The organism is Microbulbifer sp. MI-G (genome assembly GCF_030440425.1).
GTDB classification, from domain to species: Bacteria; Pseudomonadota; Gammaproteobacteria; order Pseudomonadales; family Cellvibrionaceae; genus Microbulbifer; species Microbulbifer spongiae.
Genome location: NZ_CP098023.1, coordinates 644,211 through 670,320 on the forward strand (window position 1 = coordinate 644,211; position 26,110 = coordinate 670,320).

Consider the following 26,110-nt stretch of genomic DNA (forward strand, 5'->3'; position numbering starts at 1 on the left):
GGTTCTGCTTTTTTTACCTTGAATATATAAGCGCTTCAAAAAATTGAACTACCTGGCGACTAGTGTGAAGAATCTTCCAGGAAGGAATTAAGATAGAGTTTGACGTTGAGCACTGCAACAAGCTGGCCCAGCGTCGTTCACTGAATCAAGTCGGTCGGCACTAGACCGAATGGCGCGAACGTATTTTAGCCGAGGATATTTCGCGCAAGGCAAGCAACTAAAGCTGGATGTGATTTAGAAGCGAATCAATGTGGTATGACTAAAGCTTTACAGAAATAGATGTGATGCGACTTTTTATGGATCGATTACGTCAGGTTAGAGGTGAAGATGAAGGAGAAAGCGCAACTGCTCACTCCTTCTGTATAGTTTTCCAAGATTCGCGCAAGAATTTTCTGACTGGGACTGGGACTGGGACTGGGACTGGGACTGGGACTGGGACTGGGACTGCCAAAGCTGCACTGATAGTATTTTTAGAATTGATTGAATTTATATAGGATTTGTTAAAATATGGACAGGATTGAGTTTCGATTTATTTTTATTATATTTTTAGTGTTTTCAAATTCGGTATTTGCGCAAATCCACCTACCGCCAACTGAGATATGCAGGGGCCTCAGTGCGCCACCAGTCACCTCTGTTTCATTGCCGACATCGGACGCAGATGGAGGTTATACGCTAGAGTATGTTCCCGTTGGCACGAATATTTGCAGTAATACGGTGGTTGAAGAAAGCAGAGACGGCGGCAGTTACGTACGGGTCGATAAGGGTTTTTCAGGCTCAAGCGTTCGTCGCGTAGATTTTTCTGGGAAAGATTCAGCAGTGTATAAATATAGAATACAGCATTATTATTTGGAGCTTGGCAGAGGAAGCTGGGTTTATTCCAACGAAATTAAGGTTGTTAGAAAACCAAATATTCCCGGCAGTGTCAGTTTCTCCAATAATGAAGGCGGCACAGACACGAATGGGATCTTTACTATCAACTGGGCTGCCTCAAGTACACCTCCAAAAGTAACCGGATACCAAGTCTCTCAATGCAAGGGTTCCTGTAGCAGTAGCAGCGGTACCTGGTCGCAAATCTACTCTGCAGCCAATACGGGAGTCCGGTCTATAAAGGTACCGGGTTCTGGTAAGCTGGCAAATGGAACTTATAAATACCGTGTACGCGCATTTGTAACGATCAGTGGTACCTCCAAGTATAGTGAATGGCGTTACAGCCCTTCAATTACTGTCGCTGTACCGCCCCCACGACCAGCCTCAATTAATGTGCCCAGCTATTCCTCTTCCAGCAGTGCTGAAATTAGCTGGGCCGCCAGCAGCGGTGCCACCCGATACGAAGTGCAGCAGCGCAAAGATGGTGGCAGCTGGTCCAGTAACCTTATTTATTCTGGCAGTGCCACCAGTACCAGTGTTGACAGCCTGGAGCACGGCAGTGTCTACCGTTTCAGGGTGCGCGCCTGCAATGCCGTCTGTTCCGGTTATCGGGAGGGCAGTAATCCTCTGGAGGTGTATTTCCGCCCCGGTGTGCCCAGCCCCAGCGTCTCTCCCAGTAATAGCCTCGATGGCAAATACACGGTGAGCTGGAACAGCAAACGATTTGCCACCCGTTACCAACTTGTCAACGAAGGCGGCACTGTGGAGTATAACGGGCCCGACTTGAGCAAAGACTTTGAAGGTATTGGCAACGGCACTTACCGCTACAAGGTGCACGCCTGCAATGCCAAGGACACCTGCTCGGCTTATTCCTCCCCGGTCACGGTAACGGTGGATCGGGATGTGAGCAAGCCGGTGCTATCGATTACCCAGCCAACGCCCAATATCGACGGCAAGCTGACATTAACCTGGACAGAAGTCACCAAGGGGGAGCTCAGCATTAACTATAAGGTGATAGATAGCGACAATAACCAAGTTTACCGGGGTCCGGCCCGCAGCCACATGCTCCGTAATTTAAGTAACGGTCGCTACTGTTTCCGGGTGCGGGCGGAGACCGCAACGGATCAATCCGGCTATTCACCGGAAGCCTGTGCCACCGTGGCCCTGTTGCAGCCGCCGGTGTCCCCGAGTTATATCACGTTGCCGTCCTCCACCGGTGAGGCCTACACGGTCACCTGGCCGGCAGCCGACAGGGCTGACAGTTATGATCTACAGCAGCGGTTGAATGGTGGCAGCTGGAAAACGGTGTACAGCGGTCCTAGGCGAAATTATGAATACCCTGACAGTGACATGCCACTGGTGTACGGCACTCACGAATACCGTGTGAGGGCTGTGAACCAGGCAGGTGCATCGGCTTACAGCGATAAGTATCCCGTGACATTTGAGCTGGACCCCACGGTGCAGATTCGCAAGCAGCTCTACTATAACGAGGCCGACAATGTTCCGGCGGCACAGGAAAATCCGGCGCAGGGTATCTTCTCGCGGGACAAGGCCGCATTCCGTTACCTGGATTTGATGTATATCGTCGACGCCAACACCAATACGGTGATCAACCGCTTTGCCAGTGGCGAGCCGACAGCAGCGTTTTCCTCCCTGTATGGTGTTGCCGAGCGCAACCGCGCCACAGCGGTGGAAGCCTTTATTTTCGAGCAGCTAACACACTTCCCGGACAATGAAAACCTGCAGCGTTTCACCCTGGATGTCTACTACGATCGCGCGGTGGCGGAGATGATCCTGGCCAATGAAGCCCTGGACAAAGCCCGCATCAGCCGCTTGCGCAACGAAGCGGTGAGTGTCGAGGTTGGGCATATCGAAGCTGCACACCAGCTGCTGGATGACGCCCTGGAGCAGTACAACTCGCTGCTGCAGTATGCCCCGGAGTTCCTGGCCCAGTGGGGGCCCGGGCGGGGTCAAATCAGCCCGCGTTACTATGACCCCAACGACCTGGCGCAGAAAGACGTGACCCCGGCGGAGCGGCTGTTTACCGGCTACAAGGATGTCACCATGCTGTATCAGTTGATGGGCAGGCTGGCCTCTACCAAGGTAGAGCAAGCGCGCCTGGCGGTAGTGGCGGGGCAGACCAATACCACAATACTGGCGCAGATGATCGAGAAGATGAATACGCTGCGCAGTGACCTAGTGGCCAGGGAGCAGTCTCTGCGCGGAATTTTCCCGAACACCGATTTTACCCAGGTTTCGGGGTTTTCCGGTCTTCCAGAAGCGGTTTCTGCCTGGCAAAGCTACATGCGTGATTTGGAAAACGCGATAAGCTGGCTGACGGGAGAAGCCAATATTCTGGGTCTACCCCAGGATGCGGTGCTGTTGGTACAGGGCTACGGCATTGACGGCAATACCGAGTTTGATTCCTTTAACGCACTGAGTGATTTCCTCGGCAATGACAGCAGTGGCCCTATCGCCACAGCACAGAGCAGCCTGGCTGCGGCGAGAACCAGTTACGACACCTACCGTCACAGCGCCGACACCCTGGCCACAGAGTACACCGATCGCCACCAGCAACTGGGTAACTGGTTATTTAGTTTGCTGGGCTGGGAATTTCCGGAAAGCTGTTTTAGCCAAGACTGTATCATCGCTGAAGAGTCTGCGCAGGAAGGTAGTGAGATCTCGCTGCAGGCGAACAATATCGATATTGCGCAGATCGCCCTGGATCGCAATCTGCAGCGTATGGAGGATCTGCTCGCTGCGATCGAAATCGAAATTGAGCGGCGTGCGGAGGAAGAGGAGATTGTCGACTGGCAATCGGCAATTATCTTGGATTATGGTGCCCAACAGGTTTTCATTTCAGAGCAGATCACTAAGATCAAGAAAGAAGCCGAGCAGTCCAGGCGGAGATTAAGCATTTTCAAATCTGTTGTTAATGTGACAAAAAGCATCTTGCCCGTGAAAAATGGTGGGAGTGGGGGCTCTGTTACTGATTCCTTGCTGGACGCGGCAATCACTATTGCCGAGCATAATATCAATATAAAGAGTATTAAAAAGATAGGTAAATTAGAGGCGGAGAGCATTCGCTTGGCTGCAGAGGAGCGCGCAGCGCTGAATGACAGCACCAACCGGCTGCTGGATGTGGAAAGTAAAGCGCGGGTGCGCACCATGTGGCTGGAGGCCAACACCATCGCCCTGGATATCGCCCAGGCGGAAGCGACGGTTGAACAGGAAGTGGAACGCCTGGCGGGTATGCTCAACCAGGCGCAGCGGGTGACAAACCAGATATTTACCGCCAACAGCAACCTGGCGGAGCGCTACTTTGCCGATCCGATCCACGGCAGCCGCCTGACCACGGAGATGCTGCGTGCCGAGCGGCACTTTGAAGAGGCACAGAAGTGGCTGTTCTACGCTGCCAGCGCGCTGGAATACAAATGGCAGGAGCCCTTTGTGGGCCCGGTTAGCCGGGGCAGGAAAGAGGCGGTGTATACCCTGCGCAACGCGGAGGAACTGCGGGATTTCCACAGTGAAATGCTGTCTTTCGACCAGCTGCGCAATCTCAGCGGCACCCAGCAGGCCACGGACACCTTTTCCATCAAGGACCATGTGTTCGGTTATGTGGATGCCATCGGGGGTATCGCGCAAACCTATCCCCACCCGGACCCGGCCCGGCAGGATGGCCCGCGCCTGAGTCCGCAGGCGGCATTCCATGAAAAGCTGCGCCTGCTGTCGCGCAACTTCGGCAGCGATGTCTGGGTAACGGTGGAGTTCAGTACCGTGAAAGAACTGCCGCGCAGCAATTTCTTCCTCGGCCCGGTGGTGGCGGGCACGGACGATTTGGCCTGCCTGGCTACCGGGGGTACTTATCTGGACAAGATAGAGACCATTGGACTCAATATTCCCCTGAGCTACTCCAGCAGCAATGAGAGTGAAGCGCCGGCCTTCCTGACCTATGGCGGTACCAGTGTGGTGCGCAGCAAGACACCGGGTAGCCTGGTGGTGAATGAAGACGGTGTGGGTATTGCGGATGAGCTGGTGACCTATAGCACGCGTTTCTGGGATACGGTAGAGGGCACGCAGCTGGCGTTCCGCGACAGTTACCGGGTATCCATGGCGGCGGACCTGGATGTGCTGAGCAGTGAGCCCGGTTCCAGTTCCACTGTGACCAGTGTTTTTAAAGAGCGCAGTGTGGCCGCCACCGGCTGGCGGCTGTCGATCAAGCTGGCGGATCGCTTTGGCCCACTGGTGGACATTGCTGCGATGCAGGATATAGAGCTGATCTTTAATCACCGCTACAAGTCCAGAAACTTCGACACCTGTGACGATGGCGGTCCCGGCGGCCCGCTGCTGCTGCGCAAGACTGCCCCGCTACGCAAGGTGACTTCGGAATGAGTTAACCCTGTTCCTGCTCAAAACAGGATGAATCCGGCAATCAAACAGGTTCTGCACACTGTTTGATTGTCGCTTTTAAAAGGCCGGTGCGGTTTTTGCTGTTGCAGGGAATCCCACCAGCCTTCTGACAAAAACGGTTTTTTGTATCGCTGATAAACCCGACCGGGTTTGATGGCGAAGCAATACTGCCCCGTACCCCGTAGGTGTCTGCAGCAAAGACGCCGATAATAAAAAGGGAAGTGTATGTTGCGTAATGTTTTGCTTGGCTGCTGTCTGCTTTTGTCGGCCAGTGCTGTTCTGGGAGCCGATGAACACACGGCCCTGCAGGCACCGGTGCTCAATTTGCCCACCGGTCCCGGCAGTATTGCAGGGCTTGGTGAAGCCTTTACCCCCAATTTGAATACGGGCACTAGCTCGCAGCAGATGCGCCTGGCAGTGCCGCCGGGGCGCAACGGTCTGGTGCCGGATGTGTCGGTGGCGTACAACAGCGGATTCGGCAACGGGCTCGTGGGTCTGGGCCACCGGCTGACCATGCCCTTTATCCAGCGCCAGACGGACCAGGGTCTGCCCAATTACTCCGAATGGGGCCGCGCAGATCAGCAAGACAACGACCACGACGGCAGTACAGACGAGTTCGATGAGTTGGATACCTTTATCAACCATCAGGGCGAGGAGCTGGTGCTGGTGGAGGGGGACGTTTATCGGACCAAAAATGCCACCGACTTCGCCCGCTACCAGCGTCTTCCCGAGGGCTGGATGATCACGCAGCCCGATGGTCAGCGCTGGTACCTGGGACAGGATACCGGCAGCCGCATCAGCAGCGGGGATGGTACAGCGGTTTTTGCCTGGTATTTGCAGGCCATAGAGGACACCCATGGCAATCGCATCGAATACCATTACAGCAAGCTGGATAACAGCGCACAGATTTATCTGCAAACGATCAATTACAACAGCAATGGTGATATGGCGGTCCACTTTCACTATGAGAGCCGCCCCGACATCCTGACCAATTATAAAGCCGGATTCGAGATCAAAACCGCGTACCGCTTACAGCGTGTCGAAACACAGTTTGCCGGGCGTTCCTTGCGCAACTATGCCTTTTCCTACCACCCAATGAGCGCCTGGCAAAGCCAGTCCCTGTTGCGGGAAATTCAATTGACTGCCGGCGCGGGGTCATCGGCACAGTCCCTGCCGCCGGTGCGCTATGACTATACGCAGTACCGGCAGGACCAGGTGCTGATGACGTCGATGCCGGCGGCGAGTCGGGTGTCCCTGAGTAGCCCCGACGCAGCGTTTCTGGATATGAACCACGACGGCCTGCCGGACGTGATTCATACCGGTCCCAACAAGGATGCCTACTGGCTCAATCTCGGCCCCGACGCCGACGGCCTGCCGCAGTGGCAGGGCTATCGTGAAATGAACACCTTTTCTACCAGCCGTATCTCGGATGCCGCAGTGACCTGGGCCGATATCGATGGTGACGGCGCGGTGAATATGCTGCAGTACAGTGCTGGCAGCACACACTATTTCCATCTCGATGAAACGCACAGCTGGCAGTACAGCGGCGTTATCAATGGATTGAATCTTCCCCTCAACAGCCCGCATGTGGGCATGCTGGATATTGACAACGACAAACGTGTCGATGTATTCGCCACCATATTAAACAGCAGTGGTGCCGTTTTATCCCATATGGTGCAGTTGAACCACCCCGATGGCTGGTCGCGCCCGATTGAGCTGCCGATGCCTGCGCGCACTCAGAGTATGCGTTTGGGCGATCCCAATGTCTTTCTCTATGACATGAATGGCGATGGCCTGGCGGATCTGGTCACGGCCGGCAATGGCTATGTGGCCTACTTTGCCAACCGGGGTCTGCAGGGCTTTGCACCAGCGGTCGTGTTCGACAACAGCCCGAATACCCTCTACAACGCCGACTTTATACGCATTAGCGATATGAATGGCGACGGGCGCGGCGATTTGGTGTACCTCGGCGGGGAGCGGGTGTCCATCTGGTTGAATCAGGGTCTGGACACTGACCAGCACCAGCAGGCGCTGTTTGGCCAGGAGCAAGTGATTCAGGCGCAGGGGAATCTGTCCGTTCAGGCGGTGCGCCTGGTGGATATCAACGGCAATGGCTCCACAGATATTGTGTGGTACAGCCCCGGCCGCGGAGACAACACCTTTTATTTTGCCGAACTGTTTCCCGATGAGCAGCCAAATCAGTTAAAAAGTATTGATAACGGACTGGGGGGGGCCACAACCCTCGAGTATGCCTCCGTTGCCGGGGAAATGATCAGAGACCGGGATGCCGGCACCCCCTGGAATCAGGGGGTGCCTGTCGCCATGCAGGTGCTCAAGCAGATTGTTGTGGAGGACAATAGCGGTGGTGCGCAGCAAATTACACAAATCGATTACCGCGATGGCTTTTACGATAGCGCCGACAAAGAATTCCAGGGCTTTGCCCACACCGAGGAACGGCGCCTGGGAGATGCCAGCACCCCGACACTGATTAGCCACTACCAATTCCATTTGGGCCAAAGCCCCGATGGCACGGAACAGGAAGCGCTGAAGGGCAAGATCAAACAAATGGAAACCCGCGATGCCCTGGGCGCGGTGTTTTCGCGCGAGGAAAACCAGTGGGAGCTACGCCAGTTGCACGGGGGCTACGGCCAGGAGGCGCGCAGTGTCGATTTTGCAGCAATGACCGAGCGCAGGCAGTACCTGCTGGAGCGCGGCAATGGGGTACCGGTGACGCTTGCCTGGGAATATGACTACGATCATTACGGCAACACCACCTATATCAAGGAGCTGGGCCGCACCGAGGGCAACTGGGGGGATGAACGCATCACCCGCTGGCGTTACAGCGCGGAATCCGCCTCTGCACAGGGGCACTGGTTGCTGCACCTGCCCATTGAGCGCAGCGTCACCGACCTTGCGGGCCAGGCGGTGGCCAAAGAGCAGTGGTTTTACGATGACGAAACCTTTTCCGGCGGCAACCTGGGCGCACTGTCCAGGGGCAACCTGACGCTGCGGCGTCTATGGCATCAAGCGGATAATTCGGCGGCGTATATCGCCGCGGAACGCCACCGCTACGATGCCTACGGCAACCGTATTCAAAGTTACGACCCGCTGTGGAGCGAAGAGCCCGGCCACGCAACCGAGATCACCTACGATGCGCAATACCACACCTTTGCCACCCAGGTGCGGCTGCACACCGGTACCCAGTGGCTCACCGCCCAGGCGGATTACGACAGGGGCCTGGGTGTGCTCACCGATTACCGCGACTTCAATGGGCAACTGAACCAGTACCGTTACGACGCCCTGGGCCGGCTTACCGCCAGAATTGAACCGGGCGACAGCCTTCAATACCCCACCATTGCCTACACGTACCAACTGGCACAAACCGTGGATGGTCACCGCCTCAACTGGGTGGAAACGCGCCAGCGCGAGCGCGGCGGCGCCAGTGGCACCATCGACAGCCGTCACTTTTACGACGGCCTTGGGCGCAGCCTGATGCTGCGCAGCGAAGGCGAACAGTCCGGGCAGGTCATCATCAGTGAACACCACCGCTACAACGCGCGGGGCCAGGTCTCTCGCACCGCCCTGCCGTATTTTGCCGAGGGCCTCGCCTACCAGGCCGGCGACCAGGGGCCCCACCAGCGCCGGTACCGCTACGATGCCCTGGGGCGTATGCAGGAAACCCGCCAGCCCTATTCCGCAGAGAGTGGGGAAAGTGTCTTCAGCCGCATTACCTACCAGCCGCTGGTGCAACTGCGGGAGGATGAAGAGCAGACCCGCGCCAACAGCCCCCATGCCGGTGCCGCCAAGCGGCTGGTGTTCGACGGTTTGCAAACTGCTCGGGGTGAATACCGCCTGCGGCAAGTGGATGAAATTGTCGGTGCCAATACCCAGGGCGGCGCTGGCGGTGCCACCTGGTCGACGTACTACGACTACGACCTCAACGATAACTTCACCCGCCTGCAGGATGCGCAAAACAATGTGCGCAGCATGCACTACGACCACCTGGGGCGGATGCGGTTTTTGGACGACCCCAATCGCGGGCAGCGCTGGCAGCACTTCGATGCCGCCGGCAACCTGCTCGCCACCCGCGATGCCCGGGGCCAGGAGCGGCACTATCGCTATGACGGTGCCAACCGCCTCCTGAACGAATATCACCTGCCGCCGCGGGGAGAAGCGCCGGCCGGCGGGCACTGGCAACCGGATGTGCAGCTGGGCACTACGGCCCCTGTGGTGCGCTACCAGTACGACCAGCGCAGCGAAGCGGACGGTGGGTTTTTACGCGGGCGCCTGGCCAAAGTCACCGACCAGGCCGGCTTTGAACAGTGGCGTTACGACGCGCGCGGGCAAGTGGTAGAGCGCCAGCGCAAAATCCTCGGCCCGGATATCGACAGCCCCCTCTACACCACGCGCTTTGTCTACGACAGCGCCGGGCGCCCGGTAAAACAGTTCTATCCCGACAATACCCGGGTGGATTTCCACTACAACGCCCGCGGTCTGCTGGAGCGGATTCCGGGTGTGGTGGAACAGCTGGACTATACCCCCAACGGCGTCCTGCAACACCAGGGGCTCGCCAACGGGGTGGCGACCCACTGGGACTTCGACGAACGCCAGCGCCTCGCCGCCCTGCGCACCGTGCGCAGCGCAGACGCGCTGCAATTACAGCAGTGGGATTACCGCTTTGACGCCGTCTCCAATGTACTGGGCATCGACGACCAGCGCCCCGCCGGCGCCCTTGCCGCCATGGCCGCTGAACTCGGCGCGGCCGCCCAGGCAGCGTCACTGGCACACAATGTGGTCTACAGCTATGACGACGTCTACCGCCTGACCGGTGTGGCCAATGATCGTGAGCAGACGTATTACAGCTACGACAAAATCGGCAACCTGCTGCAACTGGGCCGTTCCCCCGTCAACCTGCCGGACCTGGCCACCAGTGACGCCATACAGATCACGGACCTGCGCTATGGCGGCAGCGGTGAAAACAGTAACAGCGGCGCCTCCAATCGCACGAGCCGTGGAAATCTGCCCGGGCCCCAGGCCCTGAGCTGGGCCGGGGCAAGCATAGCGTACGACGACAACGGCAACCGGATTCAGGCCGGCGACCAGCACTATCAGTGGGACCACGAGCAGCGCCTGGTCACCGCCGGCAACTCCCAGGCGGCGGATCACTACGGCTATGACTTCAAGCACCAGCGCCGCTTTAAAATCACCGAGGGTACCGGTGGGGCCCGCAGTGTTACCCTGTATATCGATGCAGATAGCGAGGTGCGCGACGGCCAGCTGCTGAAATACATCCGCCTCGGCCAGCGGCGTATTGCCCGCAGTGACCGGGGCGGGGAAACCTTTGCGCCCAGCGCCTACTACCTGCACACCCACCTGGGCTCCACCGCGCTGACGTTGGATGCCGATGCCGGGCTGGTCAACGCCTTTACCTATAAGGCTTATGGCGAACTGGACAGTGTCCTCGGTGACAGCGCGGCGGCGCCCTACGGCTATACGGGCAAGGAGCGGGATACAACCACCGGCCTGGGGTATTTTGAGCGGCGCTACCTGCAATCGGCTTTCGGCACCTTTATCAGCCCGGATCCGCTGCTTAATACCGCGGCGCGCTTTACCGATCCGCAGCGCTGGACGCCTTATCGCTATGGGCGCAATAATCCGATCAGTTATGTTGATCCTAATGGCGAGTTTGTTTTTCTCGCTATTACAATTGCAGTTGTAGCCTATTCAGCATATGAAGGTTACCAGGCGGGTGGTGCGTCCGGTGCAGTTGCAGAAGCGTCAGGCTATAATGACGCTATAGTGGCTTATAATGATTTTAAAAACGGGGATTATAGCGGAGCTGCTATAGCTGTTGTTGGCGTGGCATGCAAACTTTGTAAAGGCGCAGATAAGGCTATAGAGGGCGCGAAGGATTTAAACAAGACTAAAAACAAAACAGATCGGCTCAAGAAGCATATTTTGAATGGTGAGTTGGATGCAGCTAAAAAGGAGTCTTCTGGAGAAATTGTAGCTCGCAAGCTTGATGGCACTCCTTGGGATCACGTTACTGAAGTGAGAGATGCACAACGTGGCCTACTAAAACGTATTAAATCAATAAAAAAACAATTAGGTAGCAATAAAATTGATGAAGCAAAACGCTCTTCCCTAGAAAAGGAGCTTGGTGAGGCGAGTCGTTTGTTAGATAAAACAGAGGGTTTTCTTCCAAGAAAATGAATACCAAGAAACTTTTAGAAAAAGCATCTACAGGTACAATTACAGAAAATGAAGTAAAACTTGTGTATAACGCACTCGTAAATCATGCCAGTGATGAATACGATTTACTTCTAACCCTGGGCCGAGCTGGAGCAAAGCAATATAGGGATGTGGTTGAGGGTTACCTAAATTCACCCCATGACCCTATGCTTGCTCGTGTTGCTTTACAAATACTATGTCGCTACTGGGGGTTAGCTAAAGAATTTAAAGATACATTAGCGAAATTCATCAAAATAGTGGATTGGGACGAAGAGGAAGATGTCCGAATGATGGCAATCGGTTGTGTAGCTGAAGTCTTTAAGCAAGAATCTAGTCCAGAGTTACTTGGCTATGTTTATGATGTGTTTGAAAATCCAGAGGAAGATGAAGTTATACGCGGCGCTGCCTACGAAACCCTTGCGTTAGTAGCAGGTAAGTCAGTAAAGGAACTTCCGCAGCCGCAACATTTTGATTTGAATAAAGATGTTGACCCTTCCGTTCTTAAGCGGACTAAGAAAGTTATTTTAGGAGTCAATTGTTAATTCAGCTGAAGTTTTAATGTTGCGAGAGAGTAAGTGCCCAATTAACTCACCTGGATTAGTTCATACCAAATCTGCTCTGTAAATTAGGCGCTCGCCTGTTGATAAGTGGGCGCCTAATTATGAGTGAACTAAATCACCTTGGGTTTGCCGGAGGCAATTTGATTTGAGTCATGCCGCTTGGGAAGACTCAGCTTGTTGATAATACAAGTTTTTGTATTCGGCTGGAGGCATATCGCCAATTGGCCCGAAAATGCGGCAATAGTTAAACCAATTGCCCTAGGTCAAGGTTGCGCGTTCATCCTCATCTAGACCTTTCCAGTGCCTGCCCCTCTGTAGAGGATCTCCATTTTGAATAAACTGTTGATGGTTTCTGCCAATGAGTTGTCGTAGGAGTCGCGGAAGAAGATGCCTGGAAGCCCGTATCATTAAGCCGCTCGGTCTATCGAATCGACAGCATGCATCGGCATCCAGAAACATACGCTGCATTTCGTGGGGGTTCGTACTGCCCTGTTCGTGCCGGATACACAGTTGCAGTTAACCAAAATCCCTGGCCAATCGTTACCCGCCAGGGAAACTGAATTCGGTGTCGCCTAAAGCTTCGGCTTGATTGTATTCCCTGTAAAAAAGGATTACGGTAAGGTCTGCTGCCCTACCGCCAAGCGGTAATCCGGCCTAAGCGAACAAAAAAACAGAGAATAAAGCCGAAAAAACGCTTAACAGTCATTGTGATTCCGCCCGCAAGGCGCCCTGCAACCGGGGCGCTTGCGGGCAATCCACAGCCACAACTAAGCTTCAACCAATAAAGCAGGACCGCATCATGACCGCGTAAATGATAGAAAAACGCCACCCCCCGGTGCTGGTAACACCGAGGAATGGCTAACCCCAATAGATAAACGAACTATCTAGCGAGGCTGTCTTGAATGATACGCCATACACTCGTTCGTCTTCAATAAAGGTCTTTTTGAAGGTATGCATTTCGGGTCACTCCTGCCCCCGGCGGCGGAGTGTGCTGTGGCGTTGCGTGATGATTGGTGTGGTCTTTTACTTCAGCCGCGCACCGCCTCTCTGGCTGCGCGCCCTGCATATTTCCCTTTGTTTTTTTCCACATGGACTACGCCTGCGGCGGGAGAAACCGCACAAAGCGCTGTGCTTTTTCGGCACCTTTCCGTCACAGGCGAGTCAAGGAGCCTATAAAAATGCCTATATTACCCTGTCGATTGTTTCAGCCGGTGGAGCTGGGGGATTATTTCACCTTCACGCTGGTCGCCATCAAAGAGAATGCCGTAGACCTGCATATTGCGCCCGGCAGGGGCAACCGGGTGATGCGGGCCGTGCATTTCCTGCAATGGTTGGACGAAACCTACCCACTGGACGAAGCCCGTGCGCTGGAGGAGGGGCCAATCGAAAAGCCCCCAGCCATTATCAGACCATTCAAGCCGCGACCCGATAAATAAACGGGGCTCTGAGAGTCAGAGCGGGCACCTCGAAAACCTGTGCAGCCATAAGCAGCATCGCCAGCGCTTACCTGCCTGTGCTGTCACTGCGGGGAGGTAAGCGCGTCGGCTACCGGGGCTCTTTCGTTTTTGCACTTGCAGCGGTAAGCATCATGCGCTTTCCTGTGGGCAAGGTTTTACCGCTTTGCAGTATCCTGGCTGGAAACAGAAAGCGTCTATGGGCACAGGCGGAGCGGACTTGGTGGTGAAGGGTTTCGAGTAATCCCGAAAGGCAGTCAAGGATACAATCAAGAGAAAGCGGGATTGCAACTAGACGAAACCCGTTTTACAAGGCAATCCGTTGCGGGCAACGGCAGAAGCTAGAAGTTAGAAGCTAGCAGGGCGCGGTCGACTGCTTAAAGGCATTAACCATCATTTTCGCTTCCTTGAGGCTCAGTAAATAGCCTTTCAGGGAATTGATTCCTGCACGCACACCGAATGTGATCAGGTGCAGTTCAAGTGTGAAGGCCAGTTCCGATTTCAACTGGGGGGTAAATGCGAGAAAGGCTTTAAAAATGGAGTGGTGTATTCTGTTGAGCAGATTTTGTATTTCTGTATTGCTGGTGGATATATTTTTAGCCTTGTTCTCGAAGGCTTTCAGTTCATCCAGGTGCACAGAAAACCGTTTGAGATTGAAGATAACCGTTCTCTGCTCGCTGTAGCTCGCAATCATGGTACTCAGGGCATCGTTGATCTTTCTGAGGGCGATATAGTCTGTTCTGGTGAGATCTTCGTAAGCGTTGGAGAGGTAGCGGATGGCATCCCTGCGCAACTGGCAAAGCTCAAATAAATGCTGATCATGCTTTTTCATCTCTGCAAGCCGGTATAACTGAACGGCCGTGCCGAGCAGGGCCATTGCCAGCAGTATATAGAGCATTAACCAGACTCCTTTTCATTGACGGGCTTTCTGGGTGCCGTCTTTCTGGTTGGTGGGGAGTAAGAAAAGGCGTTGTCCATCAGCTTCAGAAACCTATCTCGGTATTCCCGATTATCCGCTGCCAGCCGATCGATTTCAAGCTGGCGATCTTTCAGGCGACCGCGGTACATCCAGAACAACAAGTAGTGTGCAAAGATGAAAAAGATGACAAAGAGACCGTTCTTGAGGCCCATCTCCTGCACAAAGGAGAGTATATCTTTGAGCGTATCGGTCATGCAGTCCCTTAAAGCCGACTTATTATAGGATTCCGGGTATTTTTAACTATCGGGACTATTGAGGCAACTGGATTCATCCCCGCCCACCTGGGCAAAACCTGCCTTTGTCTACCGGTTCCTACTCTGCGTATGGCGCTCAGAAAACGTAAACCTGCCTTACCATTCTTTGCGGAATTTTCAATCTGTCCTGTCAGGGTTGTAAAGGTCCCTGAGGCTGGGGGCCCAGCGTAAACAGGCTGTTTTCCGGTATTGACCTCAACCTAAGTTGCGCTGTTAGGCTGCCCCGTATTGAAACCCGGCCCGGAGGATAACAGGCAGATGACAGCGGACACACACGGCATTGATTTGGACAGCTACTTTGCACGTATTGGCTACAGCGGCAGGCCGGCGCAAACGCTGCAAACCCTCAAGGCACTGCTAGCCCGGCATATTGACAGTATCCCTTTTGAGAATATCACCCCCTTTCTTGGTGAGCCGGTCAATATTGAACTGGCCGCCATTGAGGACAAACTGGTGCATCACCAGCGCGGGGGCTATTGTTTTGAACAGAATGCGCTCCTGCGCGCGGTCCTGCAGCAGATCGGTTTTCAGGTGACGGGGCTCGCTGCCCGTGTCCTGTGGCAAATGCCCGAGGGGCATCAATCCGCTCAGTCCCATATGTTACTGCGGGTTGTGTTGGAGGGTGTCCCCTATCTGCTGGATGCGGGGTTTGGCAGCAATACCCCCTCGGCCCCTTTGCGGATGGATTCTGCTGCCCGGCAGAGCACCCCCCATGCGGTTTACCGCCTGACATTAATAGGGGAAGAATACCTGCTGGAAATCCGCATTGCGCAGGGTTGGGCGCCCTTGTATCGCTTTGATTGCAGGCCACGCACCGCGGGGGATTACAAAATGGCCAACTGGTATTGCTGTACACACCCGGAGTCCCGTTTTGTGCAGCAGCTGATTGCAACGCGAATAGTGCCCGAGGGGCGCCATGTACTGCTGGACCGCCAGTTGAGCTACCAACCGATCGATGGCCCCAAAACCGAGAAAACGCTGGCCGATGTGGGGGATTTGCGCCGCACATTGCTGGCGGTGTTTGGTATTGAGGTGCCCTCCGGGGCAGGTGCAGATCGCAAATTGGCAGGTATTTTTTAAAAGGTGGCCGCTTAACCGGGCTGGTGGCAGATCCCCGTCTCGAGCCCTGCGCTTCAGGCTGGCCCGGTGCGCCACCCCCTTTGAACCTCCCGTTGCGGTCCGCCATAATCCGCCCCTCGCAAATCGAACAACGAGTGCTGCATGACCGACACCACTGTCTACGAGGCCACCGAGCGCCTGCCGCTGAAGGCGTATACCGAAAAAGCGTACCTGGATTACTCCATGTACGTGATCCTGGACCGCGCCCTGCCCAATATTGGTGACGGCCTGAAGCCGGTACAGCGGCGTATTGTGTACGCCATGAGTGAACTGGGGCTGAAGAGTTCCGCCAAGTACAAGAAATCTGCGCGCACGGTCGGTGATGTGATTGGTAAGTACCACCCCCATGGCGACAGTGCCGTGTACGAGGCCATGGTGCTGATGGCGCAGCCGTTCAGCTATCGCTACCCGTTGGTGGACGGCCAGGGCAACTGGGGTTCGCCGGACGATCCCAAGTCTTTTGCCGCCATGCGTTACACCGAGTCGCGGATGGGCAATTATTCGCAAGTGCTGTTGTCGGAGCTGGGTCAGGGCACGGTGGACTGGCAGCCCAATTTCGACGGCACTCTGGAGGAGCCCTGTGTGCTGCCGGCGCAGGTACCCAATATCCTGTTAAATGGCACCACCGGTATTGCGGTTGGGATGGCCACGGATATTCCGCCCCACAACCTGTGCGAAGTGGTCAACGCCACCGTGGCCCTGCTGGAAAACCCCAAAGCCACCGTCGAGGACCTGTGCGCGCATATTCCCGGCCCGGATATGCCCACAGAGGCGGAGATCATCACCCCGCGCGAGGATATGCGCAAACTCTATGAGACCGGTCGCGGTTCCATCAGGATGCGCGCCCTGTGGAGCGGGGAGGATGGGGATATCGTGGTCACCGCGCTGCCCCACCAGGTCAGTGGTGCCAAGGTACTGGAGCAGATTGCCCAGCAGATGCAGGCCAAGAAGCTGCCGATGATTGCCGACCTGCGCGACGAGTCGGACCATGAAAACCCCACACGTCTGGTGATCGTACCCCGCTCCAACCGGGTGGATGTGGAGGCGGTGATGCACCACCTGTTTGCCACCACCGATCTGGAGCGCAATTACCGCGTCAATATGAATATGATCGGCATCGACGGGCGCCCCCAGGTGAAAGCCCTCGATAAAATACTGCGCGAATGGCTGACCTTCCGCGCCACCACCACCCGCCGCCGCCTGCAGTTCCGCCTGGACAAGGTGGAGAAACGCCTGCACCTGCTTGCGGGGTTGCTGATCGCCTTTCTCAATATCGATGAAGTGATCGAGATTATCCGCACTTGCGATGAGCCCAGGCAGGAATTGATGGAGCGCTTCGAGCTGACCGAGGTGCAGGCGGATTACATTCTCGATACCAGGCTGCGCCAGTTGGCGCGCCTGGAAGAGATGAAGATTCGCGGTGAACAGGCGGAGCTGGAAAAAGAGCGGGATACCCTCAGCAAAACCCTGGGCAGTGAGCGCCGCCTGAAGACTTTGATCAAGAAAGAGTTGTTGGCTGCCGCCAAGGCATTTGGGGATAAGCGCCGCTCGCCGATTGTCACGCGGGAAGAATCCAGGGCCTTTAGCGAAGCGGAGCTGCTCTCCGCCGATCCGATCACCGTGGTGCTGTCCAGGAAGGGCTGGATCCGCGCGGCCAAAGGCCATGACATCGATCCCGCCGCCCTCAGCTACAAGGCCGGCGACGGCCTGGGTTTTGCCGCGCGCGGCAAGAGCAACCAGCCGGCCCTGCTGCTGGATAGCACGGGGCGCAGTTATGCCATCGCCGCCCACTCGCTGCCCTCGGCACGGGGCCAGGGCGAGCCGCTCAGTGGGCGTATCAACCCGCCTTCCGGGGCCACTTTCGAGGGGTTGTTGATGGGCCCGGACAACCAGCGCATCCTGCTGGCTTCCGATGCCGGCTATGGCTTTATTGCCCGGTTGTCGGACCTGCAGTCGCGCAACAAGTCGGGCAAGGCCCTGTTGACCCTGCCCAATGGCGCCCGGGTACTGCCCCCCTGTGTCCTGCATTGCCCGCAGGAGGCCCTGCTGGCGGCGGTGACCTCCGAGGGCCGGATGCTGGTATTTCCGGTGAGCGAGCTGCCGGAGCTGTCCAAGGGCAAGGGCAACAAGGTCATCAATATCACCGCGGCGCGGGCGGCCAGTCGCGAGGAAGTGGTGGTTGGTGTGGCCGTGCTGGAAGGCAAAAGCCAGCTGCTGGTACACGCGGGCAAACGTCACACCAGGATCAGGATTTCGGAGATGGATCACTACCGGGGCGAGCGCGGCCGCCGGGGTAACAAGCTGCCGAGAGGCTTCCAGAAGGTGGACAGGATTGAGGTGCTGGAAAAGTAGGCACAGCACACCTGCTGCCAGTGGGGCAGGCGGCCGCCAGGGCCGCTTTGCGCACTGCCCGCCACACCACCATCCCCTGGCACATTGATGAAATATTCATCAGGCCTATAATGGGGCCCCTAAAGAGGTAGAGCGCGCCAGGAAACGGGTTTGTGGCCGGGCTCCGTGTCTGGCTGCCCTGGGCCATGTGCCGGTCACCGCACTGTGGTATCCATCCCGTCAGAAAGCCGAGCTCCGATACCGGTGTGAACCGGAACAAAAAACGGGCGCAGCAGACCCGCCCGCAGGCGCTGGTGGGGTTTTGCTTTGAGAGCGACAACCCTGTCAGTGGCCATGGCAGGCTGCACAGAAACCTGACACCCGAAGAGAGTGAATGTGACGGACAAGCGGCACTTAAAACTGGGCCCTGTGGCCCTGCGCAAACTGGGCCTGGTGCTGGCGGTGGTAATCCTGGCAGCCGGCTGGCGCCTGTTTGGCGGCACCCACCTGGTGGAGGCCGAACATGCCTTTGTCAAAGCCGATAAGGTCTCCCTGGCTCCGGAGGTGAGCGGTGTCATCACCCGGGTGCTGGTGCGCGCCAACCAGCCGGTGCACCAGGGACAATTGCTGATCCAGATAGATCGCACCGCCTTTGAACTGGCCGTGGCGGAAGCGGAGGCGCACCTGGCCCAGGTGCGCAACGGGCTGCTGGCGCGTCGCGCCGAGTATGCCGAAGCCGATGCAGCCCTGCAGCAGGCGCGCAAGGATGCGGAATTCTACCGGCGTCAGTTGGCGCGCAATGAAAAGCTCGGCCAGATGGCTTTTTCCGAGGCGGAACTGGACAGCGCGCGTCAGCAGCTGGAGCAGGCCGGGGCGCAGATTGCGATCAATGCCGAGAAGCTCTCCAGCCTGCGCGCAAAACTGGGCGGTGATCCGGACATCGCTTTGGAGGAGCAGGCCGATCTGAAAGTGGCCCAGGCGCAACTGGACAGGGCCCGCTTCCAGTTATCGCGCACCCGAATAATCGCCCCGGTGGACGGCACTATTGCCAATACCCTGCCCCAGGTGGGGGAAATGGCCACGGCCGGCACCCGCCTGCTGGACATGATCGATTCCAGCGAACTGTGGGTGGAGGCGGAGCTGGAGGAAACCGCGCTGGGCCGTGTGCGTGTAGGCCAGCAGGCAGAGGTTACCCTGGCGGCCTATCCGGATTTCCGCTGGCAGGCCCAGGTGGACAGTATGAGCCCCGCAAGCAGCAGCGAATTCACCCCGTTACCCGGGCAAGATGCCAGTAGTCGCCGGGAGGGGGTCGTGCAGCGGGTGCCGGTGCGGCTGCGCCTCTACCCCCTCAAGGATGCACCGGCCCTGCGCGCAGGCATGAGCGCCGAGGTGCGGATTGATACCGGCGAGGACGACAAGGTTATAGCGGCGCGGGCCTCCAGCGGCGCGCGCGGCAGGGTAGTCCTGTAGTGCCTGCAGAGGCGTTTCCCGCTGCCGGGGGACCGCCTGGGGGTGGGCCTGGAGCTTACTGCACCCGCTGCCAGGTCTGGGTGCGGTAGAAGAACCCCAGGTAACCGCGCAGCTTGAGCGTATTGTCGCCCTCGAGCCAGAACTTGCAGTCGTACACTTTGCCCTTGGTGGGGTCCATAATCTTCCCGCCCGAGTATTGGTCCCCCTTCTTCACCATCCCGGTAATCACATCCATGCCCACAAGCGGTTTGCCTTTCAGGTCGCCGGGGCATTTTTCACAAATGGTGTCACTGGGCCTGGAGAGAAGCGTTGCGATTTTGCCGTAGTATTTGCCACCTTTTTCGTAGATTTCCACAATGGACTTGGGCTGGCCGGTTTCATCGTCGATGGTGCGCCACTGGCCCACAACGTCTGCGGCACTGGCCTGCAGGGCGATCAAAAGGCCGAGGGAAACCAACAGCAGGTTTTTAATCATCGGTTGTTGTTCCTCTATTTATTTGTGACCAGGATATTATAAAAATTCATACACCGCGATGCCGGCGGGCTGCCACCCACAACGGGTATCCGCAAAAAACCGGCCGGCGGCCTTATCCCGACAGCATTCCGGTCACTGCGCCTCAGGAAGAGCAGCTGAGCGGGATGCGCTTGGCGGATTCCGGTGGGGCAATGGCCCAGGCCTCGTGCTGCGGGTGCTCCTCGAAGGGGGACTGCAGCAGCCGGCGCAAGGTCCGCAAGGGATGATAGTCGCCCTTTTCGGCAGCCTCGATGACCTTCTGTGCCAAATAATTGCGCAGAATGTACTTTGGGTTCGTTTCTAGCATGGCGGGGCTGCGCCTGCCGGCGTCGCTGTTTTCCCGCGCCAGACGGCTGTCGTAGTGCTCCAGCCACTGTGCCAGTTCGCTGTGCTGCGCGGGGGGGATCCGCTCGCGCAGTGCCGAGGCCGGCCTCTCGCCGCGGTAGCGGGACAGGGTGCGAAAGAACAGGGCGTAGTCGGTCCCGCTGTGCTGCAGTAACTGCAGCAGCGCCGCACACAGTTTGTGGTCGCTCTCCTCCTCGGTGGCCAGGCCCAGTTTGGCGCGCATACGCGCGGCGTAGGCGTCGGTGACCATGGGCTGAAACTGTTCCAGACAGTCGCGCAGGGTGTCCACCTCCACAACACCGGAGAGGGCATGGGCCAGGGCGTTCAGGTTCCACAACACCACCCCGGGCTGCTGTGCGAAGGCGTAGCGACCGGTGTGGTCCGAGTGATTGCAGATATACGCGGGATCGTAATCGTCCAGGAAAGCGTAGGGGCCGTAGTCGAAGGTATCGCCGATAATCGACATGTTGTCGGTGTTGAGTACGCCGTGGGCAAAGCCCTCCGCCTGCCAGCCCGCCACCAGTTCCGCGCTGCGTCTGGTCGTGAAGCGCAGCAGCGCCTCGGCCTGCCCGCCCGCGCTGAGCCCCTCGGAATCCGCCACAAAGCGCCTGCAGATCTCGCCGATCAGCTGCTGCAGGGCCTGCAGTTGCTTGGTGTAAAACAGGTACTCGAAGTGGCCGAAGCGCACGTGACTCTCGGCCACACGAATCAACATCGCGCCCTGCTCGATCCGCTCGCGCGTGACCGGCTCGTCGCTGCCGACGATGCACAGGGCACGGGTGGAGCGGATGCCCAGCCCGCTCAGGGCCTCCCCCGCCAGGTACTCCCGCAGGGTGGAGCGCAGCACCGCGCGGCCGTCGCCAAAGCGGGAGTAGGGGGTCAGTCCGGCGCCTTTCAGGTGCAGCTCCCAGCGCCGCCCGGCCTGTTCGATCTCACCCAGCAGCAGCGCGCGGCCATCCCCCAGGTCCGGGTTGTAGACCCCAAACTGGTGACCGGCGTATTTCATCGCGAAGGGGCGGCTGCCCTTGAACAGCCTGGCCCCCGATCCCAACTGGGCCCAGGCGGGGTTTGTGGCCTCTTCGGGATCGATGCCCAGCAGCGACAGCACGGCCGGATTGGTGTCGATCAAGCGGGGATGTCTGAACGGCGTGGGCTCGATCGGGGTGCCAAAGGCATCACCCAGATCGGCGTAATGGTGGCTGAGGGTAACTTCGCTGAGTTTCATAGTGACTGAGTGTAGGGTGGAAAGTGATACGGGGCCCGCTGCGCAGGGTACGCGGAGACTCAGGCATGGGGAAAGTCATACGGCCAGCAGACGCAGCGGGTGGGGTTGCGACTGCCAGTGCTGCTCCTCCTGGTAAAGCAGTTCCTCAATGGCCGGGCTGGCGTCCAGCCATTGGCGTTCAACCTGCAGGCGGTAGGCGTCTCCCTGGCGGGCCAGGTTGATGCCTCGCAGCGAGCGCTCGCTGCGGTCGCGGTGGATGATACAGCCCAGACGCAGGCACAGCAGCAGATCCGGATTGGGGTGGAAACCGTAGTGTTCCCTGGGTTTTTTGATACGGCCGCGCTGGTTGCGCACCAGGTAGGCCAGGTGTTCCTGTTCGCTTTTGGAAAAACCCGCCATATCGGCGTGTTTGATCATATAGGCGCCCAGCTTGCGGAAGTTGCTGTGGGTCAGTGCCAGGCCCAGTTCGTGTAATTGAATGGCCCAGCGCAGCCGCTGCCTGTCCTCCAGTGGGCAGGTCGGGCGCAACTGCTGCAGCAGCTTGAGGGCGGTATCACTGACACGCCGGACCTGGTTGGTGTGCACCTGCCAGCGCTGCATCATCGCCCTCACGGTCTCGAAGCGACGGTCCCCGCCGTGCAGCCGCCCGGCCAGGTCGTGCACGATGCCTTCGCGGATCCCATAGGGAGAGACCGCCATGCGCTGTATGTCCAGTTCGCAGAAAATGGCGTGGAGTATCGCCAGGCCGGCGGCAAAGACCGGGCGTCGCTCCTCTTCCAGGTGGGGCAGGTCCAACTCTGCGATATGTTCTGCCGCGGCGACCGTGCTTGCCAATTGGTCGATATCCCCGCGTTTGATATCCGCCACCTCGCCGCCGTTGAGTACCCGGGATACCGCTTTGACGGTGCCGGAGCAGCCAATCACTTCGGCTTCTGCGGCCATGTGTTGCAATTCCTGCAATTTCGCGCGCGCCGCCCGCTGTGCCCGGTGGAAGTGATTGACGGTGCACCTGCCAATAATGCCATCGGCAAAATAGCGCTTGCTGTAAACCACACAACCCAGATACAGGCTCTGCAGTTGCTCCGGCGTTTCACTGGCGCGCACCAACTCGGTGGAGCCGCCGCCGATATCGATAATGCAACGCGGCCGGGGCGGCTCGTCCGCAGCGGCCATCACTCCGGTATAAATCAGGCGTGCCTCCTCAATGCCACTGATAATTTCCACCGGTGTACCGAGGATGGACTCCGCCTTTTCGAGAAAGGTGTCCGCACTGGCCGCCGCGGCGCGTAACGCCTTGGTGCCCACCACGCGGATATGGTCTGCGGGCAGCTTTTCCAGTACCGGCCGGAAGCGCTGGAGCGCCGCCAGGGCGCGCTCGGAAATCACCGGGTCCAGGTGGCGCTTTGCATCGAGGCCCTCGGCCAGGCGCACCATGGCGTGGTCCGTATGCAGGCGCAGCATGCGCTGACCGCGGAATTCCGCCAGCAGCAGGTGAAAGCTGTTGGAACCCAGGTCGAGGGCGGCGTAGCGTTCTGTTGGCGTCTGCATCGGCATCCCGGCTCCCTTAGTGAATTGAGACGGTTATCTGCTCTACTATTAGCGGTATCACCCAGTGATCAGGATAGGCGTCCCCGGCCTTTGAGGCCGGGGTGCGCTTTTGCGGCATTCCCCGCATCTGGGGGCCGCAGCCGGTTGCCACTTCCCCGGGGCAGATGGCAACTCACAGGAAGCCGAAGGTATTTTCGCAGATTGCCCATGCCTAATGATATACCCCTCTACCCGAAAGAATTGAGCTGGCTCTCCTTCAACGAGCGGGTACTGCAGGAAGTGGAGGATGAAAGCGTGCCCATTATCGAACGGGTGCGCTTTTTGGGGATTTTTTCCAACAACCTGGATGAATTTTTTCGCGTGCGCGTTGCGGATGTGCGCCGACTTGCGGCTTTTGCCAGAGGGGAGGCGCAGAAAAAACACTTTGCCAAGCTCCTGGGCCAGATAAACGAGCGGATATTGCGCCTGCAGAGGCGCTATGCCCGCGCCTACGCCAAGGTCATGGCGGGCTTGGGCCAACAGGATATTTATCTGGTTAAAGAGAGTAAGTTAACGCAGCCGCAGCGATCATTTGTGGAGGACTATTTTCACCGGGAGGTACTGCCGGAACTGGAGCCGTTTTTTATTGATGACCGCGAAACCATGCCCCTGCTCAATGAGGCGCGTATCTATTTTGCGATCCAGCTGCAATTGAAAGACGGTTCGCTGCGCTGTGCGGCTATGGAGATTCCCACCAATACGCTGTCTCGCTTCGTCTTGATTCCCCCGCGCGAAGGCAAGCGCGAACAGGTCTATATCGTACTGGACAATATTATTCGCGCTTGTTTGGTGGAGGTGTTTCGCGATGTCCTGCCCATTCGCACGGCGCGTGCGTATATGTTCAAAATCAGTCGGGATGCGGAGCTGGAACTGGGCGAGCAGATCACCCAGAACCTTGTGGACCGCATGGAAAAATCCCTCAAGCGGCGCAGGCGGGCCGATCCCGTGCGCCTGGCCTACGATGCGGACATGCCGCCAACGCTGCTGAACCTGGTGAAGAAAAAACTGAAGATGGGGCGCTATGATACCTATACACCGGGGGGGCGTTATCACAATTCCAAGGATCTGATGAAATTTCCCGCAGGTGCTGCCCGCTACAACTACAAGCCTCTGGTACCATTGCCGACCCTGCCCTGCGGCGAGAGCGCCTTCTCCCATATACGCCGTGCCGACCGTCTCTATTACTACCCCTATCACGATTTCCGCGTCATCACCAATTTACTCGCCTCCGCCGCCATTGATCCACTGGTACATGAAATTCGCATTAATCTCTACCGGGTGGCAAAAAACTCCCAGGTGGTTGCCGCCCTGGTCAATGCGGTGCGCAATAACAAGAAGGTCATTGCGGTTGTGGAATTGCGCGCACGTTTTGATGAGTTGGCGAATATCCACTGGTCAGAGGAGTTGCGCGACGCCGGCGTCGAGGTGATCTACGGGGTGCCGGGCTTAAAGGTGCACTGCAAGCTGATCTCCATTATTCGGCGGGAAGAGGGGAAAACGCGATACTACAGCCATTTGGGCACAGGCAATTTCAACGAGAATACCGCGCGCATCTACTGTGATTTCAGTCTGCTCACCAGCAACCAGGCACTGGGGCGGGATGTGCACAACGTGTTTGAGTTGATCCGCTCCACCCGGCGCCGGCCGGTATTTCAGCATATTGCGGTTTCCCCGCTCACGAATCGCGCGGCCCTGATGCAGGCGATCGACAGAGAGATAGAGGCGGCCGCTCAGGGGCGCCGCGCCGAACTGTTTTTCAAATGCAACAACCTGGTGGACAGCCAGATGGTCGAGCGCCTCTACCGCGCCGGCGCCGCCGGGGTCAGGGTTCGCATTATCGTGCGCAGCATGTGCACGCTGGTCTGCGAGACCCCGGGGCTCTCGGAGAATATCCAGGTGATCAGCCTGGTGGACAAATTCCTGGAGCACGCGCGGGTGTATATTTTCCACAACGGGGGAGAGGAGTTGATATGGATGTCATCGGCAGACCTGATGACGCGCAATCTGGATCACCGGGTCGAGGTGACCTTTCCCATTACCCAGAGCGCGCATCGCAGCCTGGTGCGCAAAATCCTCGAGCTGCAATGGAGTGACAACCAGAAAGCGCGGATTCTGGATGCGCGGCAGAGCAACCGGCGCCTGGCCAATAACACAGGCCGGGGATGTCGCGCACAGGATGCGATTTATCGCTATCTGAAACAGCACAGCACCGCCAGAGCCTCTCAGTCCCGGCTAAAGCCCACCAGTTGTCCGCGGCTGAAAGAGAAGCGGTAGCGCTGCCCCACCTGCAGTTGTCCGCTGCAGGGAGATTGAATGGTCATGCGCGGATAGTGCGGTGTACTCGCCCAGGCCTGGAAGTCGTTGCCGGGCCCACTGCCGACCAGCCAGTAGTAATCCCCGTTGTTGCAAAAAGCCTGCGGGGCACAGCGCTCCCCCCCCCACACATAGGCGTTGACATCATACTGCACAGGCAGGCCGGGGTTTTCCCGGAAAGGTCGGCGCGGGTTATCGGTAAAGAGGTAGAGATCGTCAAAGGCAATGGGGGGGAACCCCCGTGCGGGAGTGGTACAGCTGACAACCTGGGGTTTGCCGGTGATACGCGCATGGGGTGGGGGTGCTTTCTCCTTGCCCGCAATGGCCATTTCGCTGGGGAAGTAACCGCAGCCGCTGGCAGATAGCAGGGCCAGGGCCACAAGGTTTGCACCCCATGCACGAATACGCACACATCACCTGTTCAAGTAGCGGAGACCTCCTACCAATATAG

14 protein-coding genes are annotated in these 26,110 nt (G+C 57.6%); 8 read left to right on the forward strand and 6 right to left on the reverse strand.

Features of this window, described 5'->3' with window-relative positions; all coding sequences use genetic code 11:
• The first annotated feature begins 1,260 nt into the window (after positions 1 to 1,260).
• The 4 genes from M8T91_RS02580 to M8T91_RS02595 all read left to right on the forward strand — a co-directional run bounded on the left by M8T91_RS02580 (position 1,261) and on the right by M8T91_RS02595 (position 13,504).
• Positions 1,261 to 5,259 carry a fibronectin type III domain-containing protein gene (locus M8T91_RS02580; protein WP_301416532.1) on the forward strand — a complete coding sequence of 1,333 codons (3,999 nt, stop codon included), beginning with the start codon at positions 1,261 to 1,263 and terminating at the stop codon, positions 5,257 to 5,259.
• 243 nt (positions 5,260 to 5,502) lie between these two features.
• Entirely contained in the window at positions 5,503 to 11,490 is a 5,988-nt protein-coding gene (locus M8T91_RS02585; RefSeq protein ID WP_301416534.1) for a toxin TcdB middle/N-terminal domain-containing protein, read from the forward strand.
• Positions 11,487 to 12,050 (forward strand): hypothetical protein, encoded by a 564-nt coding sequence (locus M8T91_RS02590; protein WP_301416536.1) that lies wholly within the window; start codon positions 11,487 to 11,489, stop codon positions 12,048 to 12,050. The genes M8T91_RS02585 and M8T91_RS02590 overlap by 4 nt, the downstream gene beginning before the upstream one ends.
• A 1,196-nt stretch (positions 12,051 to 13,246) precedes the next feature.
• Complete coding sequence (locus M8T91_RS02595) at positions 13,247 to 13,504, forward strand: hypothetical protein (protein ID WP_301416538.1); 258 nt, start codon at positions 13,247 to 13,249, stop codon at positions 13,502 to 13,504.
• Positions 13,505 to 13,877: 373 nt separating this feature from the next.
• Here M8T91_RS02595 and M8T91_RS02600 read toward each other — a convergent pair whose 3' ends face one another.
• Positions 13,878 to 14,420, reverse strand: coding sequence for a hypothetical protein (locus M8T91_RS02600; protein ID WP_301416540.1), 543 nt, complete (start codon positions 14,418 to 14,420; stop codon positions 13,878 to 13,880).
• A complete protein-coding gene (locus M8T91_RS02605; RefSeq protein ID WP_301416541.1) occupies positions 14,420 to 14,695 on the reverse strand; it encodes a hypothetical protein in 276 nt (91 codons plus the stop codon). Before M8T91_RS02605 ends, M8T91_RS02600 begins: the two co-directional genes overlap by 1 nt.
• Before the next feature lie 318 nt (positions 14,696 to 15,013).
• On the opposite strand from M8T91_RS02605, the gene M8T91_RS02610 reads away from it, so the two are divergent.
• From M8T91_RS02610 to M8T91_RS02620, 3 genes are all read left to right on the forward strand, one after another.
• Positions 15,014 to 15,835: an arylamine N-acetyltransferase family protein gene (locus tag M8T91_RS02610; protein ID WP_301416542.1), complete on the forward strand. Its 822-nt coding sequence runs from the start codon at positions 15,014 to 15,016 to the stop codon at positions 15,833 to 15,835.
• Between the two features lie 141 nt (positions 15,836 to 15,976).
• Entirely contained in the window at positions 15,977 to 18,226 is a 2,250-nt protein-coding gene (parC, locus tag M8T91_RS02615; protein WP_301416543.1) for a DNA topoisomerase IV subunit A, read from the forward strand.
• 375 nt (positions 18,227 to 18,601) lie between these two features.
• The gene (locus M8T91_RS02620) at positions 18,602 to 19,675 is read left to right on the forward strand and encodes an HlyD family secretion protein (protein ID WP_301416544.1); all 1,074 of its coding nucleotides are present in this window, start codon (positions 18,602 to 18,604) and stop codon (positions 19,673 to 19,675) included.
• 55 nt (positions 19,676 to 19,730) lie between these two features.
• On the opposite strand, the gene M8T91_RS02625 is transcribed toward M8T91_RS02620, so the two are convergent.
• The 3 genes from M8T91_RS02625 to M8T91_RS02635 form a co-directional block, all read right to left on the reverse strand.
• Entirely contained in the window at positions 19,731 to 20,150 is a 420-nt protein-coding gene (locus tag M8T91_RS02625; RefSeq protein WP_301416545.1) for a DUF2147 domain-containing protein, read from the reverse strand.
• A 142-nt stretch (positions 20,151 to 20,292) separates the two neighbouring features.
• A complete protein-coding gene (locus M8T91_RS02630; protein ID WP_301416546.1) occupies positions 20,293 to 21,759 on the reverse strand; it encodes a protein adenylyltransferase SelO in 1,467 nt (488 codons plus the stop codon).
• A gap of 75 nt (positions 21,760 to 21,834) precedes the next feature.
• Entirely contained in the window at positions 21,835 to 23,313 is a 1,479-nt protein-coding gene (locus M8T91_RS02635) for a Ppx/GppA phosphatase family protein (RefSeq protein ID WP_301416547.1), read from the reverse strand.
• 201 nt (positions 23,314 to 23,514) lie between these two features.
• On the opposite strand from M8T91_RS02635, the gene ppk1 reads away from it, so the two are divergent.
• Positions 23,515 to 25,620, forward strand: coding sequence for a polyphosphate kinase 1 (gene ppk1 / locus M8T91_RS02640; RefSeq protein WP_301416548.1), 2,106 nt, complete (start codon positions 23,515 to 23,517; stop codon positions 25,618 to 25,620).
• On the opposite strand, the gene M8T91_RS02645 is transcribed toward ppk1, so the two are convergent.
• On the reverse strand, positions 25,569 to 26,069 hold the full coding sequence (locus tag M8T91_RS02645) for a hypothetical protein (RefSeq protein ID WP_301416549.1): 501 nt from the start codon (positions 26,067 to 26,069) through the stop codon (positions 25,569 to 25,571). The genes ppk1 and M8T91_RS02645 overlap by 52 nt on opposite strands.
• Between the last annotated feature and the right edge of the window lie 41 nt (positions 26,070 to 26,110).

Coding starts and splice junctions, on each gene's coding strand:
- M8T91_RS02585 (WP_301416534.1), top strand. CDS start 5,503: ATGTTGCGTAATGTTTTGCTTGGCTGCTGTCTGCTTTTGTCGGCCAGT.
- M8T91_RS02590 (WP_301416536.1), top strand. CDS start 11,487: ATGAATACCAAGAAACTTTTAGAAAAAGCATCTACAGGTACAATTACA.
- M8T91_RS02595 (WP_301416538.1), top strand. CDS start 13,247: ATGCCTATATTACCCTGTCGATTGTTTCAGCCGGTGGAGCTGGGGGAT.
- M8T91_RS02600 (WP_301416540.1), bottom strand. CDS start 14,420: ATGCTCTATATACTGCTGGCAATGGCCCTGCTCGGCACGGCCGTTCAG.
- M8T91_RS02605 (WP_301416541.1), bottom strand. CDS start 14,695: ATGACCGATACGCTCAAAGATATACTCTCCTTTGTGCAGGAGATGGGC.
- M8T91_RS02610 (WP_301416542.1), top strand. CDS start 15,014: ATGACAGCGGACACACACGGCATTGATTTGGACAGCTACTTTGCACGT.
- parC (WP_301416543.1), top strand. CDS start 15,977: ATGACCGACACCACTGTCTACGAGGCCACCGAGCGCCTGCCGCTGAAG.
- M8T91_RS02625 (WP_301416545.1), bottom strand. CDS start 20,150: ATGATTAAAAACCTGCTGTTGGTTTCCCTCGGCCTTTTGATCGCCCTG.
- M8T91_RS02630 (WP_301416546.1), bottom strand. CDS start 21,759: ATGAAACTCAGCGAAGTTACCCTCAGCCACCATTACGCCGATCTGGGT.
- M8T91_RS02635 (WP_301416547.1), bottom strand. CDS start 23,313: ATGCCGATGCAGACGCCAACAGAACGCTACGCCGCCCTCGACCTGGGT.
- ppk1 (WP_301416548.1), top strand. CDS start 23,515: ATGCCTAATGATATACCCCTCTACCCGAAAGAATTGAGCTGGCTCTCC.